Origin of the sequence: Afipia felis ATCC 53690 (assembly GCF_000314735.2) — a bacterium.
GTDB classification, from domain to species: Bacteria; Pseudomonadota; Alphaproteobacteria; order Rhizobiales; family Xanthobacteraceae; genus Afipia; species Afipia felis.
The window spans coordinates 2,069,560-2,086,109 of sequence record NZ_KB375270.1 but is presented as its reverse complement, the minus strand read 5'-3'; the positions used below and the strand labels follow the sequence as shown (position 1 = coordinate 2,086,109).

The following is a 16,550-nucleotide window of genomic DNA, read 5'->3' as shown; positions in this document are numbered from 1 at the left end:
CTCAGGCGACCGAGCGGATGACGGCGGCGACCTTGTCCATGATCTCGCCGATCTGAGCCTCGCTCACGATCAAGGGTGGCGTCAGGGCGATCGTATCGCCCGCCACGCGGATCATCACGTCATGCTCGCTGAAGCCGTTGGCGAGCGCCGTGAGGCCGCGCAGGCCGACCTGGCCGTCCTTGGGCGCGAGGTCGATGCCCGCGGTCAGGCCGACGGTACGGATGTCGATGACGTTCGGTTCCTTGCGCAGTTCCATTACGGCGTCGGCGAACAGCGGCTCCAGCTTGCGGGCGCGCTCGAACAGTCCCTCGTCGCGGTAGATGTCGAGCGTCGCGAGACCCGCGGCGCAGGCGAGCGGATGTGCTGAGTAGGTGTAGCCGTGGAACAGTTCGACGATGTGCTCCGGCCCCTTCATGAAGGCGTCGTGGATGTCGTTGCGGATCAGCACGCCGCCCATCGGCACCGCGCCGTTGGTGATGCCCTTGGCGAAGGTGATCATGTCCGGCACCACGCCGTAGCGCTCGGCGGCGAAGGCATAGCCGAGGCGGCCGAAGCCCGTAATGACCTCGTCGAAGATCAAGAGGATGTTGTACTTGTCGCAGATCGCGCGCAGCCGCTGGAGGTAGCCCTTCGGCGTGACCAGCACGCCGGTCGAGCCCGCCATCGGCTCGACAATCACAGCGGCGACGGTGTCCTTGCCGTGAATTCCGACGATGCGCTCGAGTTCGTCGGCGAGGTGCGCGCCCCATTCAGGCTCGCCCTTGGTGAAGGCCTGATGCTCCCGCTCATAGATGGTAGGCAAATGGTCGGTGCCGTTCAGCAGCGCACCGAACAGGCGGCGGTTGTTGACCATGCCGCCGACCGAGATGCCGCCAAAGCCGACGCCGTGATAGCCGCGCTCGCGCCCGATCAGCCGCGTGCGGGACGCCTCGCCACGCGTCGCATGATAGGCGAGCGCGATCTTCAGCGCGGTGTCGACCGCTTCCGATCCCGAATTACAGAAGAACACATGGTCGAGCCCCTCCGGGCCAAGCGCCGCGACGCGATTGGCAAGCTCGAACGCCTGCGGATGCCCGAACTGGAACGGCGGCGCGTAGTCCATCGTCGCCGCCTGCTTGGCGATCGCTTGCGTGATTGGTTCGCGGCAATGGCCCGCGTTCGAGCACCACATGCCGGAGGCGGCGTCGATGATCTGGCGCCCGTCGCTGGTGAAGTAGTGCATGTCCTTTGCGCCGGTAAGCATGCGCGGCGCCTGCTTGAAGGCGCGGTTGGCGGTAAACGGCATCCAATAGGCGGCGAGGTCGTTCGGCGACAAAACGGAGCGGGACTGCTGAATATTCAAGATAGATTTCCTTCCTGCGGCAGGCAGATGGCGCGGACCCTATCAGGTCGGCATTGCAAGCGGAACGACGGCGCGCGCATCGCTGGCCTCCGTTGTCCTGCGCATCTGCGACGGCATATTTATACTACCAGAGATAGTATATATCTTTTGTCACCTGTTAAAAGTTGTGTGTGCATCATGCCCACATGACACCGCGCTTTCACCACTTCCCTGATTTTTGCCGCGCGCATTCAGGCGCGTCCGCCGTCGAATTCGCGGTGGTGTTGCCGGTGTTCATGCTGCTGGTGTTCGGCATCGTGATGTTCGGCGCTTACCTCGCAATGGTCCACGACGTGCAGCAACTGGCGGCCGAAGCCGCGCGCACCTCGGTCGCGGGGCTGAGCGAAACTGAACGCAAGGCGCTCGCCGCAAACTATGTCACCCAGAATGCGGCGAGCTATCCGTTGATCGTGCCCGCGCATCTTTCCGTGAACGCTGCTACCTCCGGCGCCGATCCCAATGTGTTCGTCGTCACCGTCAACTACGACGCTTCGAATACGTTCATTTATTCGTTGCCATCCTTCGTCCCCGCGCCGCCGCCGGTCATCGTGCGCTCGGCCGCCATTCCGCGCGGAGGCTATTGATGGCGCGATCGGAAAAGATCGGGTGGCACCTTGGTCGTCGCTTCATCATCGACGAGCGCGGCAACATCGCCATCATGGCGGCGGCCTGCATGCTGGTCGTGACAGGCTGCGCCGCGCTCGGTGTCGATGTCGGCGCGATCTTCACCGACAAACGCCGCGCGCAAAGCGCGGCCGATCTCGCTGCCATCGTGGCGGCGAGCGACATCACCCGTGCTCCTCGCGCTGCTGCGGCCACCGTGGCCAAAAACAACTTCCCGCCGGACTCGCTCGTGGCTGTCGAGACCGGCATCTACAAAGCGGACACGTCGCTCGTGCCGCAGCAGCGCTTTTCTGTCGGGGGCACGCCTGCCAACGCCGTGCGCGTGACCATGCAGACCAGGACGCCGCTGTTCTTTGGCAAGGTGCTGACCGGCGATTCGACGATGAATCTGCGGGTCACCTCGGTCGCGAGCACTACGCAGCTTGCGACCTTCGCGATCGGTTCGCGGCTCGCCTCGCTGAACGGTGGACTGCTCAACCAGTTGCTTGGGCAGATGCTCGGCACGTCGCTGTCGCTCTCGGTGATGGACTATCAGGCGCTGGCGAATGCCAAGATCAACCTGTTCGACTTCATGTCGGCGCTCGCGACGCGTGCGAATTTGACCGGCGTCAGTTACGACTCGTTGCTGCAATCCAATTTGAAGGTCACGGACATTGTTGCCGCGCTACAGTCGAGTGGCGTCACCGGCACGGCGAGCAGCGCGTTATCGAGCGTCGGCTCGTCGCTGGCAGGCGTCACCACCAAGGTTATGCTCGGCAATCTGATCAATGCGGGTCCCTACAGTGATATGATTGTAGGCCAGCGGCCGAAGGTCGGCGTCGATCTCGCCGCGCTCGACCTGTTGTCGGCGACGGCGCAGCTTGCCAATGGCACGCATCAGATCGCGACCAACCTCCAACTCGGCCTGCCCGGAATCGCGTCTGTGGCGCTCCAGATCACGGTCGGCGAACGGCCGGTAGGATCGAGCTGGATCACCATCGGGCAGGCGGGGGCGAGCGTGCACACCGCGCAGACCCGTATCCTCGCGGTGGTCAATTTGCTGGGCAGCGGATCGGTCGGGGCGGTGAACCTGCCAGTCTATGTCGAAGTCGCGGCCGGCACCGCGACGCTCAACAATGTAAGTTGCGGCTATCCCAATATTTCGTCTTCGACGGCGCAACTTGGCGTCTCGCCCGGTATCGTCGATGCGTGGATCGGCGGCGTCTCCAGTGCCGACATGGCGAACTTTACCAGCAAGCCAAACCCGCCGGCCGCGACCATCGTCGATCTCGGCGCCATCAAGGTCACGGGCCGTGCCCATGCGACGATGGCGAATTCCGCGCCGACCAATGTGAATTTCACCTATGCCGACATTCAGGCGCAGACGCGCAAGACCGTGAACACCACCTCGTTCACGTCCTCGCTCACGGGGAGCCTGCTCGGTGATCTGACGCTCGCGATCCAGCTCGGCCCGCTGGCGCTGCCGATCCCCGGACTGGGGCCGCAGGTGACGTCGATTATTTCGGGCGCGACCGGCTCGATCGACACGCTGCTCAACACCGTGCTGCAGACGCTCGGGGTCGGCCTCGGTCAGGCGGACGTCTGGGTCGCGGGTATCCGCTGCGACGGCGCCGTGCTGGTGAACTGACCTCTTGGGCGCTTGCCGGACGTTTAGGCGGCTGGTACCAACCGCCCATGTCCGACAAGAAATCCAAAAAACCGCAGAAACTTCGTGCCCGCCTGCCGCGCGGCCTCGTTGACCGCACCCCCGCCGAGATCGCTGCGACGCGCGTGATGGTGGAAAAAATCCGCGCCGTCTATGAACGTTACGGCTTCGAGCCGGTCGAGACGCCGGCGATGGAGTATACCGACGCGCTCGGCAAATTCCTGCCCGATCAGGATCGGCCGAACGAAGGCGTGTTCTCGTTCCAGGACGACGACGAGCAGTGGATCTCGCTGCGCTACGATCTCACCGCGCCGCTCGCGCGCTATGTGGCGGAGAATTTCGACACGCTGCCGAAGCCTTATCGCAGCTATCGCAACGGCTATGTTTATCGCAACGAGAAGCCGGGCCCGGGCCGCTTCCGTCAGTTCATGCAGTTCGATGCCGACACGGTGGGCTCCGCTTCGCCCGCCGCCGACGCCGAGATGTGCATGATGGCCGCCGATACGATGGAGGCGCTGGGCATCGGTGCTTCGCAGTGCATTGTCAGGATCAACAATCGCAAGGTACTCGACGGCATTCGTGAAAACGAAGGAGTCACCGACGATGGGCAATGGCTCACCGTCATGCGCGCAATAGATAAAGCCGACAAATTTCATGCGAACGAGATCATCAAGCTGCTTGGCCCTGGCCGTTGGGATGGTGGCGAAGAAGGCAAGGGCGATTTCACCAAGGGCGCTGGTCTGAAAGACTCCCAGATCAACGCGATCATCAATTTCATCGGCAGTGGTGAAGGTACGAGCGCAATCGGCGTATCGGATGAGGCCACGCTCGCCAACATGCGCGACCGAGTTGGAAATTCCAAAGTCGGCATCGAAGGCGTGGACGAACTCGCGCAGATGTCGAAGCTCTACTCCGAGCAGTATGCTGGCCGGATCAAGATCGATCCGTCCGTCATTCGCGGCCTCGAATATTACACCGGTCCGGTCTACGAAGTTGAACTCCTGCTTGAGACCAGGGACGAGAAGGGCCGCCCGGTGCGGTTCGGCTCGGTCGGTGGCGGCGGGCGCTACGATGGCCTCGTGTCGCGCTTCCGTGGCGAGCCGGTGCCCGCGACGGGTTTCTCCATCGGCGTCTCGCGCCTGCAGGCCGCGCTCACTCTGCTCGGCAAGGTCGACACCACGCCGGAAGCCGGCCCCGTCGTCGTGCTGGTGATGGATCGCAACGAGATCGCGCAATACCAGAAATTCGTCACGAGCTTACGCAATGACGGTATCCGTGCCGAGATGTATCTCGGCAATCCGAAGAACAATCTCGGTGTGCAGTTCAAATATGCCGACCGTCGCAACTCGCCTTGCGCCATCATTCAGGGCGGCGACGAGAAGGCGAAGGGTATCGTGCAGATCAAGGATCTCATTCTCGGCGCGCAGGTCGGCGGCGAGGGTGCGGATCGCGAGGCATTCCTGCAAAAGCAGCAGCACGAGGCGCAGTTTGCGGTGAGCGAAAGCGAGCTCGTCGAGGGCGTGCGCAAGGTACTGGCGCGTCACGACATCAACTGGACTTAAGCCCTTCACATCGAACGCGGAGAAACGTCATGCCCGAGATCACGATCAACATGGCGGCCGGCCGCACCGACGAGCAGAAGAAAGGCATGATGGTCGACATCACCGCCGCGCTCGTGAAGAATCTCGGTGTCGAGCCCGATGCGGTGGTGATCCAGATCAACGAGGCGCCGCTCCAGCACAAGATGAAGGGCGGCAAGACCTATCTGGAGCGCCAGAAGAAGGCGTAACGGGTTCTAGATTGTTGACGCGTTTTCTTTGCGCAAACCGGTTCCCGCTTCGCTTGAAAACGCTATCTCAGTGCTGATGGGCTGACGGCACCTGCTGCGGGATCAGCGCGCGCAACGCCTTCATGTCGTTGACATTCATCTTGATGCCGCCCGGCATGATGATGTCCCCGGCCTTTTGTCCGTCCTTGCAGGGACCGACCCATGTGGCGTTCATGGTCATGTCGCCTGCCTGCGCGACGCCGGCTGGGCCGTTGCTCTGTGTGGTGGAAACCTTCACCGTGTAAGCGGAATTGAAATCGCCGCTGATGTCGGTGTGCGAGGTCGAGGCGATGCCGTGGAAGCTACACGTGGCATCGATGCTGTAGCCGGTCGTTGTTTTCTGCATGTTCTGCTGCGAGCACATCTCCTTCGCCATCGGGCTGAAGGTCGTGCGCATGTCGGCGTCGGTGCTGGCGTCCGTACACTGCTGGATCGTCTGCGGCGGTATCCGCGCGTCAGCGGAGACCATTTTGATTTCCCACAACCCCGGCTTGCGGTTCGGGATATCGTCGAGCGAAGCGGCGTTTGCCGCCGTCACACAAGAACAGATGAAAGCCAGAGCGGCGGCTTGAAGGATCAGACGAGACGTCATGGCCGATCCTGTTCGATCCGAAGATCAGTAGGCTGCGTGCAGCGGTCGCTGATAGTGGCCGGGTGGCACCCAGACGCAGGCGAAGGAAATGTAGCCGCCATACTGTGCATCGACGCCGGTGAGCTTCACGATCTTGCCGTAGCGGGCGCAATGGTTGGTCGCCATCGTCTTGATGTCCGCGCCCTGCTGGTAGAGCGCGTAAGCGATGATGCCGCCGGTGTCGTTGCCCTTGAACGGCGGAACCCAGTCGGCCTGTGCCGGCGTGCTCACCGCGATACCGCAGGCGATCGCCGCTGCCGCCATCATCCAACGTCCGTTCATGCGCATGGAAAGCTCCTTCGATTTGAAGCTGAGTCTAGCCTCGCCGGGGCGGCTTTGAAAGCGCTCGCGGGTAGTTGAGGGGGTGTTGTCCGAAGGTGTTGCCGCGCTGCACTTGACCGGGATGAGGCTTCGCGGCACCGTCCGGCAACTCATTTATGGGCTTTCGTCACATGCGCATTGTTTTCTCGTCGCCGCGGATTGCGGTTTTCGCCATGCTGTTCGCGGCGTTCGGTGCGATCTCCGCGCCCGACAGCGCCCGCGCTGCCAACCCGCTGGAATTGAATTTCTGGCTGTCCGGCCCACGCTATGATGGCAAGGTCAACCAGTGCGAGCAGGTGCTGTACACGATCTCGCACCAGTTCGCGCAGAAGGAATCGACCTACTGGAATTCCGACCTGCGTATCACCGGTTTTGCCGATGTGCGCGAGGTGGGCTTCCGCCCGTGGGAAAGCCCGAACGGCGCCTACAACGCGATTCCCCGCCGCTTTTGCACGGCGAGCGCGATGATCAGCGACGGCCGGCCGCGCCTCGTGCGCTATTCCATTATTGAGGACGGCGACTTCGCGGGGATGGGGCTCACCTCTGGCGTTGAATGGTGTGTGGTCGGGCTGGACCGCAACTGGGCCTACGGCCGCAACTGCCGCGCGGCGATGCCGTAACGCTGCCGATTCGGTCTGCTGCTATTTGTTCTTGTAATGTTCCGAGCGCCTCGCTAGCTTCGCGGCGGCGTAGGGAAGGGGCATCTCCATGATCCGTTGTTGGAAGGGTTGGCGTCGCGGGTTCGCTTCGCTTGCGGTCGCCGTGGGTGCGGTGTTGCTGACAGGCGCGCATGCATCCGCGCAGGATCACCGCCAGAACGCGCCGGGCGCTTTCGATTTCTACGTGCTGTCGTTGTCCTGGTCGCCGTCCTTCTGCGAGGCGGCGCGCGAGCGCGGCCACAACGGGCGCGGCACCCAGGCGCAATGCGGCGGCCGGCCCTATTCCTTCGTGGTACATGGGCTGTGGCCACAATATGAGCGCGGCTATCCCGAATATTGCCAGCGTCCTTCGCCGCGGCTCGACCGCAACGTCATGCGCTCGATGCTCGATCTGATGCCTGCGCCGGGACTGATCTACAACGAATGGGACAAGCACGGCACCTGCTCGGGGCTGGGCGCGCGCGCCTATTTCGAGACCATCCGCAAGGCCCGCGCCGTGGTGAAGATTCCGGAGGAATATCTCGATCTTACCGCGCCCAAGACAGTGTCGCCGAATGAGGTGGAGGAAGCCTTCATCAAGGCCAATCCGGGTCTCAGTGCCTCCGCCATCGCGGTGCGCTGCGACAGCCGCAGGCTCGGCGAAGTGCGGATCTGCATGAACAAGGATTTGCAGTTCCGCGCCTGCGAGCAGGTCGACCGCAGCGCCTGCCGCCGCAGCCAGATCGTAATGCCGCCGATGCGCGGCGGCTAATCGCGGTTCGCTTTGACGTAGAGCCGGAGGCTTTGCCTAAATCACCGCCATATCGTAAGCCGCGTCGATGAATTATCGCCACGCCTTCCACGCCGGCAATTTCGCGGACGTCATCAAGCACATCGTGCTGACGCGGATTCTAACCTATCTGCATCAGAAGCAGTCGGCGTTTCGTGTCATCGACACCCATGCGGGCGCGGGCCGTTACGACCTGACGGGCGACGAGGCCCAGCGCAGCGGTGAGTGGCGTTTCGGCGTCGCGCGCATTCTTCAGGCGCGTTTCTCGGACGAGGCGCAGGCGCTGGTTGCGCCCTATCTCGACATCGTCCGCGCCTTCAACCCGCCGCGCGAGTTGATCGCTTATCCCGGTTCGCCGCTGATCGCGCGGGCGCTGCTGCGTCCGCAGGACCGGATGGTGGCGTGCGAGATTCAGGATGCCGCCCGCAAGGAACTGATCAGCAACCTCTCCCGCGATCCGCAGGCGCGCGTGGTCGATCTCAACGGCTGGACCGCGCTGACCGCCTACGTGCCGCCGAACGAGCGGCGCGGGCTGGTGCTGATCGATCCGCCGTTCGAGGACAAGGACGAGTTCTCGCGTCTCGCGGAGAAGTTCGCTGCGGCCTATGCCAAATGGCCGACCGGAATCTACATGCTCTGGTATCCGGCCAAGGAGCGGCGTGGGCCGGAGCGGCTCGCGCGGGACGTGGCTTCAGTGGCAGCGGCGCGTGAGGGCGGCAACGAGAACTGCCTGCGCGTTGAGTTCAGCGTCGCCCCGCAGACTGCCGACAGCGGGCTGGTTTCGACCGGACTTCTGATCGTCAACCCGCCTTGGACGCTCGCCTCCGAGCTCAGGACGATCCTGCCGGAACTGGAAAAACCCCTCGGCCTTGGCGGAGCCGGGCGCTACCGCATCGAGACCGTCCGCCCCTGAGGGGTACCTCGGTATTTTTTCCGAGTCCCCACATAGGCAATAGTCAAGTCTGCGCCGCAGTGATTAGCTGGTAACGGGGGATCGGCGTGGGGACGCCGGTCGAGGCTATCTGCGGGGAGGCATCCCGATGGCAATGACGGGGACAGTGAAGTTCTTCAATGCGGAGCGTGGCTACGGCTTCATCAAGCCCGACGACGGCGGGCGGGATGTCTTCGTCCACATTACCGCGGTCGAAAAGGCCGGGCTGAAGAACCTGATCGAAGGTCAGCGTATCACGTTCGAGGTCGAGCCCGACAAGAAGGGCAAGGGTCCGAAGGCGGTCGATCTCGTAGTCTCGCCCTGAGGCCTGCCGCCTCATGAAAAATCCCGGGCGCAAGGCCCGGGATTGAGAAGCGCGAAGCGGAGCTTCGGCGACGATCAGAAGTGATAGTTCACGCCGACGCGTACGGTCGAGAAGTGGTAGCCGTTCGGCAGATTGGTGACCAAGAAGTTGCTGCTGCTGAGGTCGACGTACATGTATTCGGCCTTCAGCGACCAAGAGTTGTTCAGCGCGAACTCCGCGCCTGCGCCGAGAGTCCAGCCTCCGGTGGTCCGGCTTTCGGTGAAGCCCGGGGCGGAGCCCTTCAGTTCGCCGAAGGCAAAGCCGCCGGTGCCGTAGACCAAGAAGTTCGGGTTGATCGCGTAGCCGACGCGGCCGCGGATGGTGCCGTACCAGGGGTTAGAGAACTTCCACGATGCGAAAGTGTCGTCGGCGCCGGTGGCCTGCAGGTCGGCCTCGATGCCGAGCACCCACGGGCTGCCGAATTGCCAGTTGTAGCCGCCCTGTATACCGCCGCTGATTCCCGAGGGGCTGGTCCCGCTGTTGGAGACAGTGCCCCAATTGTAACCGAGGTTGGCGCCGAGATAGGGGCCCGCCCAGCTATAGCCGTTCAGGGGCTGGTTGACGGTGTAGGGCTGCGCCTGACTGCGATAGCTCAGATCGGCTGCCTGGGCACTCGCAGCGCTGCTCACGGCCAGGACCGCGACTCCGAGGGCTTTCTTCAACATCTCAAATACTCCCGACGCATACGCCACTTACTTTTCAAACCGCGCTCTTAGGCTGCGGCCCCGGACCCTCGTGGTTACGAAAGTCCGTCTTTTCTGCGTAAAATTTATCGAGAGTTTTACGTTAAACACTTCTTAACGCGGGGTTTTCGGGGCGGATCATTGTTAAGAGAATCTTACCAGACGCTGGCCGTGGGCCTTTGCGATCACTAATTTGGGGCCATGAATAGCGACGATCATGAAGGATCGATGGCCCCGCCAAGGCGGAGCGTTGATGATCCCGTGGCGGGCTCGCCTGCGCCGGGCCAAGCGACTCCGGTGAGTTCCGGCGATGTTCCGCCGCAGGACCTCGACCTTGCCGTCACCAATCCGGAAGAGGATGACTCCGTGCTCCCCGAGCCGGTGGAGGACGATATCGCGTGGGACGGCGAAAGCCGTCTCGGCATGGGCCGCGCCGCGATCGAGAAAGCGGTGAAGCTCGCGCCGACCTCGCCCGGCGTCTACCGCATGCTCAACGAGGGCGGCGACGTGCTCTATGTCGGCAAGGCCAAGAGCGTGAAAAAACGCCTTGCGTCCTATGCCCGCCCTACCGGCCACCCGGCGCGGATCGCGCGGATGATCGCGGCAACGGTCAATGTTGAAATCATTTCGACCGCGACCGAGACCGAAGCGCTGCTGCTCGAAGCGAATCTCATCAAGCAGTTGCGTCCGCGCTTCAACGTGTTGCTGCGCGACGACAAGTCGTTCCCGTACATTCTCATCACCGGCGATCACTGGGCGCCGCAGCTCGTCAAGCATCGTGGTGCGCAGACACGCCCCGGCCGCTATTTCGGGCCATTCGCATCCGTCGGCGCGGTCAATCGGACGCTGACGGCGCTGCAGCGCGCGTTTTTGATCCGCTCTTGCACGGATTCGTTCTTCGAGGGGCGCAGCCGGCCATGCCTCCTGTTCCAGATCAAGCGCTGCGCGGGGCCATGCACCGGCGAGATCGATTTTCCCGCCTATACGGAGCTCGTGCGCGAAGCGACGGATTTCCTCTCCGGCCGCAGCCGCGCGGTGAAGAGCCAATTGGCAGACGAGATGGAAGCCGCGTCCGCCGAACTCGAATTCGAGCGCGCGGCGCTTTATCGCGACCGTCTGGCGGCGCTGTCGGCGGTGCAGGCGCAGCAGGGCATCAATCCGCGCACGGTGGAAGAGGCCGACGTGTTCGCCATCCATCAGGAAGGCGGCTACAGTTGCGTTGAGGTGTTTTTCTTCCGCACCGGACAGAATTGGGGCAACCGCGCCTATTTCCCGCGCGCCGACAAATCGCTTGCGGCGGCGGAGGTGCTGGGCTCGTTCCTGTCGCAGTTCTACGACGGCAAGCCGCCGCCGAGGCTCGTGCTGCTGTCCCATAAGATCGAGGAAGACGAGTTGCTCGCGAACGCGCTCAGCATCAAGGCCGGTTTCAAGGTTGAAGTGTCGACGCCGCAGCGTGGCGAGAAGAAGGAGTTGGTCAATCACGCGCTGACCAATGCGCGCGAGGCGCTCGGCCGCAAGCTCGCCGACACCGCGACCCAGACGCGGCTGCTCGATGCTCTTGTCAGCGCGCTGCAATTGCCGAAGCCGCCGCGCCGGATCGAGATCTACGACAACAGCCACATTCAGGGCACCAATGCGGTCGGTGCGATGGTGGTCGCGGGGCCGGAAGGCTTCATGAAGAACCAGTATCGCAAGTTCAACATCCGCTCGGAGAGCCTCACGCCGGGCGATGACTACGGCATGATGCGCGAGGTACTGCAGCGCCGTTTCAAACGGCTGCTGTCCGGAGATGCGAACGCGCAGGCCAAGGACGACGACGTGCCGCAATGGCCGGATCTCGTCATCATCGACGGTGGCCTCGGCCAGTTGAACGCGGTGCGTCAGATTTTCGATGAACTCGGCGTCAGCGGCGTGTCGCTGATGTCGGTCGCCAAGGGGCCTGACCGTGACGCCGGGCGCGAGACGCTATTCCTGCCGGATCGTCCGGCTATCAAGCTCGAGCCGCGCGATCCGGTTTTGTATTTCATCCAGCGGCTGCGCGACGAAGCGCACCGTTTCGTGATCGGCTCGCACCGCAAGCTGCGCAAGAAGGACATTCGCGAGGCAGGTTTGCAGGAAATTCCCGGCATCGGCCCGGCCCGCAAGCGGGCATTGCTGCACCATTTCGGGACGTTGAAGGAGATCGAACGGGCCTCGCTGGCGGACCTCGGCAAGGTTCCGGGTGTGAGCGCCGAAAGCGCACGCCGAATCCATGATTTCTTCCATCCCACCCGGTCCTGAAAGACGAGCTTGATGGGGGACATGACCGTCATGATCGCCTTCGGTGTTGACCTTGGGAGCCGCACAGTATTGGTATCGTGCCCATGTCCAGTGTGACCACCCGCAAGCCGCTCAAACACTCGTTTGCGCTGCCGAATATCCTGACGTACTCGCGGATCGCGGCCGTGCCGATCGTGGTCGCCTGCATGTATGCCCAGTCGATCGGCAACGGGCCGCTGTGGCTGCGCTGGATCGCGCTCGCGGTTTTTATCATTGCGGCGGTGACGGACTTCTTCGACGGTTACTATGCGCGCATCTGGAATCAGCAATCGGCGTTCGGCCGGATGCTCGATCCGATTGCCGACAAGCTCCTGGTGTCGTCCTGCCTTCTGATGCTGGCGGCCGACGAGACCATCAAGGGCTGGTCGCTGTGGGCAGCGATCGTGATCCTGTGCCGCGAGATTCTCGTTTCCGGCCTGCGCGAGTATCTCGCAGCGCTCCATGTCCGCGTCCCGGTGACGCAGCTTGCGAAGTGGAAGACCACTGTTCAACTGGTGGCCATCGGCTTTCTGATCGCAGGTGAGGCGGGCGAGGCGATCCTGCCGCCGACCATCCCGATCGGCATCACGCTGTTGTGGATATCGGCTCTCGTTACGCTTTATACGGGATGGGACTATTTCCGGTCCGGAATCCATCATCTGGTGGAGGACGAGTGATGAAGGTTCTCTATTTCGCATGGGTGCGCGAGCGCATCGGCAAGGCGGAAGAGACGATCGATCCGCCCGCTGCCGTGCGCACGGTTGGCGACCTGATCGGCTGGCTGACGGGGCGCGGTGAGGAATACGCCCGCGCGTTCGAGAGGCCGGGGATCATTCGCGCAGCCATCGATCATGCCCACGTCAGGCCTGAGACGGCTATCGCGGGCGCGCGCGAGATCGCATTCTTTCCGCCGATGACCGGTGGTTGAGCCACAACGATGACGATCCCGATTACCGTTCGCGTGCAGCATGACGATTTCGACGCCGCGCTCGAAACAAAGATGCTGACGGCTGACCGCCCCGAGATCGGCGCGGTGGTCAGCTTCATCGGTATCTGCCGCAGCGGCGATGACGATCTGGCAATCTCGGAGATGACGCTGGAGCACTATCCCGGCATGGCGGAGACGGAAATCCGTCGCCACGCCGAGGAGGCGCGCCGTCGCTGGCATCTCTCCGGCGTCACCGTGATCCATCGTTTCGGCACCGTCACGCCGGGTGACAACATCGTTCTGGTGCTGACGGCGTCGGCGCATCGCGAGGCCGCGTTCCAGGCGGCGGAGTTTCTGATGGACTATCTCAAGACCAACGCGCCGTTCTGGAAAACAGAGAAACGCCTTTCCGGGGCGAAGGACGTCTGGGTCGAAGCCCGCGGCGATGACGACGCGGCGGCGTCGCGCTGGGAGAATAAATAGTGGCACGCAAGGCGAAGAAAACAGCGCGCAAGGAAGCTGTGCAGGCTGCGCCGCGCCGCAAGGCTGCGCAGCGTATCAAGGCCGCGCCGGTGGCAAAGCCCGGCGAACTGCTGACGCTGCTTGATTTCCTGCGTTATGCGGTCAGTCGCTTCAACGAGGCCGAACTGGTGTTCGCGCACGGCACCACCGATCCGGTTGCGGAGGCGGCATTTCTCATCAGCGAGACGCTGCATCTTGCGCCCGAGCAGTTCGAGACCTTCGCGCAGGCACGGGTGACCAAAGCGGAAGCCGCAAAACTTCTCAGCCTGATTGAACAGCGTGTGCGCACACGCAAGCCCGTGGCGTATCTCGTCAACAAAATCTACATGCGCGGGCTGCCGTTCTATGTCGATGAGCGCGTGATCGTGCCGCGTTCCTTCGTCGGCGAATTGCTGGATTCGCATTTCAGCGGCGAGAGCGAGATGCCGCTGATCGACGATCCGGGCAGCGTCGGACGTGTGCTCGATCTGTGCACCGGCTCGGGCTGTCTTGCCATTCTCGCGGCGCAGACCTTCTTCAATGCAGCGCTGGACGCGGTCGATATTTCGAAGGATGCGCTCGCCGTGGCTGCGAAGAACGTCGCCGATTACGGCCTTGAGGACCGTATTTCACTGCACAGAGGCGATCTGTTCGCGCCGCTCGGCGGCGAGCGCTACGACCTCATTATCTCCAATCCGCCCTATGTCGATGCGGAGGGCATGGCCTCGTTGCCGCCCGAATGCCGCCACGAGCCCAAGCTCGCTTTCGATGGCGGCACGGACGGCATCGATATCGTGCGGCGGATCGTCAATGAAGCGGCCGCGCACCTGACGCCGAATGGTGGGCTGCTCTGCGAGGTCGGCCGCTGCCGCGAGGCAGTGGAGGACGCTTTCCCGAACCTGCCGCTGCTTTGGCTCGATACGGAGGATTCGGAAGGCGAAGTGTTTTGGATCGGCGCACAGGACTTAGCCTGATCGAGTTCGAGGAGGCAGACATGTCGGATGCAAAGCGATTTCTGTGCGAGGCCATTGAGCTCGCGCGCGAGAATGTTCGCAAGGGCGGTCGTCCGTTCGGCGCGGTGCTGGTCAAAGAGGGCAAGGTGATCGCGACCGGCGTCAACGAGATTCTCGAGACCGGTGATCCGACCACGCATGCCGAATTGCAGGCCATCCGTGTCGCCAGCAAGGTGCTTGGCAGCCCGCGCCTGGATGGTTGCGCGATTTATGCAAGCGGCCATCCTTGCCCGATGTGTCTTTCGGCCATGCATCTCACCGGCATCCGCGAGGTCGCCTTCGCCTATTCGAATGACGAGGGTGAGCGCTATGGCCTGTCCACCGCGAAGATCTACGCCGAGATGGCGAAGCCGCTGGCCGAACAGTCGCTGAAGGCGGCTCACATGCCCGTCCGTATCGAGGGCGAAGACCCTTATGAGATGTGGCAGGCGCTCCCGAAGGGTTAGGTGCAAGCGAGCCGGCTACCTCGTCGGTGAGACCGCCATGATATTGCGATATTGTGCAGCTTGATGGCTGCAGTTTCGTCGCTGCTGCCTATCTGTCAACGATCATGCTTTTTGTAACTCCCCATAGCCGCTCCCAGCGAGAGGCCTGGCGCGATGAATTTCGCGCGATGCTGCATCTCGGCTGGCCGCTGGTGCTGACCAACCTCGTGCAGATCGCGCTGACCACGACGGATGTGATCGTGGTGGGACGCCTTGGGCCGACGGAGCTTGCGGCCGCAACGCTTGGCGTCAATCTCTATCTCGCGGTGCTGCTGTTCGGCATCGGCCTGCTCACCGCGACTTCGCCGATGATGGCGAGCGCAATCGGGCGCAAGCTGCATGTCGTGCGTGACGTGCGCCGTACCTTTCGGCAGGGCCTGTGGAGCGCGTTTATCGTCGCCGTGCCAAGCTGGATCGTGCTGTGGCAGGCCGAAGCGATCCTGATCGCGTTCCGGCTCGATCCAGCGCTTGCGGCCGAAGCCGCCGCCTTCATGCATCACCTGCAATGGGGGTTGCTGCCCTCGCTCGGCTATATCGTGCTGCGCTCGTTCGTCGCGGCACTGGAGCGTCCGGTCTGGGCGCTGCTCGTCACCGGCATCGCGTTTGTCTTCAACATCGCCGCGAACTACACGCTGGTGTTCGGCCATTTCGGCTTTCCCGCAATGGGATTGCGCGGCGCGGGCACTGCGACCGCATTGTCCAATCTGTTCCTGTTCACGGGCATGGTTATCGTGGTGATGAGCGCGCAGCGTTTCCGCCGGTATCGCCTATTCGGTCATTGGTGGCGGCCGGACTGGCCGCGGCTGCGGACGCTGTGGCGGATCGGCCTGCCGATCGGCGCAACCGTGATGTTCGAAATCACCGTGTTCAACGCTGCGGTGTTTTTGATGGGGCAGTTCGGCACTGATGCCATTGCTGCACATGCCATCGCGATTCAGATCGCCTCGACCACCTTCATGGTGCCGATGGGCGTGGGGCAGGCGGCCACGGTGCGCGTTGGCCTTGCCTATGGCGCGCGCGACCCGGACGGCATCACCCGCGCGGGCTGGACCGCGTTTGCGCTGGCTGTCGCCTTCATGGCTGCGATGAGCGCGCTGATGCTGACCGTACCGCATCTGTTGATTGCCGCCTTCATCGATCTCCACGATCCGGCCAACGCTGCGGTCGTTGGCCTTGCGGTGTCGTTCCTGATGTGGGCGGCGATCTTCCAGATCGCCGACGGCGCGCAGGTTGTCGGCGCGGGCATGCTGCGCGGCCTGCAGGACACGCGGGTGCCGATGATCTACGCCGCCGTGGGCTATTGGGGCATTGGCATGTCGCTCAGCTTGCTATTCGCCTTCAGGCTCGGCTTCGGCGGTGTCGGCATCTGGATCGGATTGGCCTCGGGCCTTGCGGTGGTGGCCTGTGCGATGATCGGCCGCTGGATGCGGCGCGAGCGGCTGGGACTGATGCCATAAGAAAAAAACGCCGCAGCGTGGAGGCTGCGGCG

The 16,550-nt window shown here is 63.1% G+C and carries 19 protein-coding genes; 15 read left to right on the top strand and 4 right to left on the bottom strand.

Going from position 1 to position 16,550, the window contains the following annotated elements:
• Position 1 precedes the first annotated feature (1 nt).
• Positions 2–1,342, bottom strand: coding sequence for an omega-aminotransferase AptA (gene aptA, locus HMPREF9697_RS09905; RefSeq protein WP_002717067.1), 1,341 nt, complete (start codon positions 1,340–1,342; stop codon positions 2–4).
• A gap of 185 nt (positions 1,343–1,527) precedes the next feature.
• Between aptA and HMPREF9697_RS09900 the strand changes: the two genes are divergently transcribed.
• The 4 genes from HMPREF9697_RS09900 to HMPREF9697_RS09885 are packed head-to-tail and all read left to right on the top strand — an operon-like array spanning position 1,528 to position 5,439.
• Positions 1,528–1,965 (top strand): TadE/TadG family type IV pilus assembly protein, encoded by a 438-nt coding sequence (locus HMPREF9697_RS09900; RefSeq protein ID WP_002717066.1) that lies wholly within the window; start codon positions 1,528–1,530, stop codon positions 1,963–1,965.
• Positions 1,965–3,632, top strand: a complete 1,668-nt coding sequence (locus HMPREF9697_RS09895; RefSeq protein WP_002717065.1) for a pilus assembly protein TadG-related protein — start codon at positions 1,965–1,967, stop codon at positions 3,630–3,632. The genes HMPREF9697_RS09900 and HMPREF9697_RS09895 overlap by 1 nt, the downstream gene beginning before the upstream one ends.
• A 47-nt stretch (positions 3,633–3,679) precedes the next feature.
• Complete coding sequence (gene hisS, locus HMPREF9697_RS09890) at positions 3,680–5,212, top strand: histidine--tRNA ligase (protein ID WP_002717064.1); 1,533 nt, start codon at positions 3,680–3,682, stop codon at positions 5,210–5,212.
• Positions 5,203–5,439, top strand: a complete 237-nt coding sequence (locus HMPREF9697_RS09885) for a tautomerase family protein (protein WP_283804950.1) — start codon at positions 5,203–5,205, stop codon at positions 5,437–5,439. The genes hisS and HMPREF9697_RS09885 overlap by 10 nt, the downstream gene beginning before the upstream one ends.
• A 67-nt stretch (positions 5,440–5,506) precedes the next feature.
• Here HMPREF9697_RS09885 and HMPREF9697_RS09880 read toward each other — a convergent pair whose 3' ends face one another.
• Entirely contained in the window at positions 5,507–6,070 is a 564-nt protein-coding gene (locus HMPREF9697_RS09880) for a DUF3617 domain-containing protein (RefSeq protein ID WP_002717062.1), read from the bottom strand.
• Positions 6,071–6,094: 24 nt separating this feature from the next.
• Entirely contained in the window at positions 6,095–6,397 is a 303-nt protein-coding gene (locus HMPREF9697_RS09875) for a hypothetical protein (protein ID WP_002717061.1), read from the bottom strand.
• Between the two features lie 164 nt (positions 6,398–6,561).
• On the opposite strand from HMPREF9697_RS09875, the gene HMPREF9697_RS09870 reads away from it, so the two are divergent.
• From HMPREF9697_RS09870 to HMPREF9697_RS09855, 4 genes are all read left to right on the top strand, one after another.
• On the top strand, positions 6,562–7,050 hold the full coding sequence (locus HMPREF9697_RS09870; RefSeq protein WP_040308209.1) for a hypothetical protein: 489 nt from the start codon (positions 6,562–6,564) through the stop codon (positions 7,048–7,050).
• A gap of 88 nt (positions 7,051–7,138) precedes the next feature.
• The gene (locus HMPREF9697_RS09865) at positions 7,139–7,840 is read left to right on the top strand and encodes a ribonuclease T2 family protein (RefSeq protein WP_002717059.1); all 702 of its coding nucleotides are present in this window, start codon (positions 7,139–7,141) and stop codon (positions 7,838–7,840) included.
• 67 nt (positions 7,841–7,907) lie between these two features.
• A complete protein-coding gene (locus tag HMPREF9697_RS09860) occupies positions 7,908–8,771 on the top strand; it encodes a 23S rRNA (adenine(2030)-N(6))-methyltransferase RlmJ (RefSeq protein ID WP_002717058.1) in 864 nt (287 codons plus the stop codon).
• A gap of 127 nt (positions 8,772–8,898) precedes the next feature.
• On the top strand, positions 8,899–9,114 hold the full coding sequence (locus HMPREF9697_RS09855) for a cold-shock protein (RefSeq protein ID WP_002717057.1): 216 nt from the start codon (positions 8,899–8,901) through the stop codon (positions 9,112–9,114).
• A gap of 74 nt (positions 9,115–9,188) precedes the next feature.
• Here HMPREF9697_RS09855 and HMPREF9697_RS09850 read toward each other — a convergent pair whose 3' ends face one another.
• Entirely contained in the window at positions 9,189–9,818 is a 630-nt protein-coding gene (locus HMPREF9697_RS09850; RefSeq protein ID WP_002717056.1) for an outer membrane protein, read from the bottom strand.
• A 246-nt stretch (positions 9,819–10,064) separates the two neighbouring features.
• On the opposite strand from HMPREF9697_RS09850, the gene uvrC reads away from it, so the two are divergent.
• From uvrC to HMPREF9697_RS09815, 7 genes are all read left to right on the top strand, one after another.
• Complete coding sequence (uvrC, locus tag HMPREF9697_RS09845) at positions 10,065–12,116, top strand: excinuclease ABC subunit UvrC (protein WP_172583896.1); 2,052 nt, start codon at positions 10,065–10,067, stop codon at positions 12,114–12,116.
• A gap of 83 nt (positions 12,117–12,199) precedes the next feature.
• The gene (gene pgsA, locus HMPREF9697_RS09840; protein WP_002717054.1) at positions 12,200–12,811 is read left to right on the top strand and encodes a CDP-diacylglycerol--glycerol-3-phosphate 3-phosphatidyltransferase; all 612 of its coding nucleotides are present in this window, start codon (positions 12,200–12,202) and stop codon (positions 12,809–12,811) included.
• Positions 12,811–13,062, top strand: a complete 252-nt coding sequence (gene moaD, locus HMPREF9697_RS09835) for a molybdopterin converting factor subunit 1 (RefSeq protein WP_002717053.1) — start codon at positions 12,811–12,813, stop codon at positions 13,060–13,062. Before pgsA ends, moaD begins: the two co-directional genes overlap by 1 nt.
• A gap of 9 nt (positions 13,063–13,071) precedes the next feature.
• Complete coding sequence (locus HMPREF9697_RS09830; protein WP_002717052.1) at positions 13,072–13,545, top strand: molybdenum cofactor biosynthesis protein MoaE; 474 nt, start codon at positions 13,072–13,074, stop codon at positions 13,543–13,545.
• Positions 13,545–14,537: a 50S ribosomal protein L3 N(5)-glutamine methyltransferase gene (gene prmB / locus HMPREF9697_RS09825; protein ID WP_002717051.1), complete on the top strand. Its 993-nt coding sequence runs from the start codon at positions 13,545–13,547 to the stop codon at positions 14,535–14,537. The genes HMPREF9697_RS09830 and prmB overlap by 1 nt, the downstream gene beginning before the upstream one ends.
• Before the next feature lie 20 nt (positions 14,538–14,557).
• Positions 14,558–15,022, top strand: a complete 465-nt coding sequence (locus HMPREF9697_RS09820) for a nucleoside deaminase (protein ID WP_002717050.1) — start codon at positions 14,558–14,560, stop codon at positions 15,020–15,022.
• A 104-nt stretch (positions 15,023–15,126) separates the two neighbouring features.
• Positions 15,127–16,518: an MATE family efflux transporter gene (locus tag HMPREF9697_RS09815; protein WP_040308206.1), complete on the top strand. Its 1,392-nt coding sequence runs from the start codon at positions 15,127–15,129 to the stop codon at positions 16,516–16,518.
• Positions 16,519–16,550 lie beyond the last annotated feature (32 nt).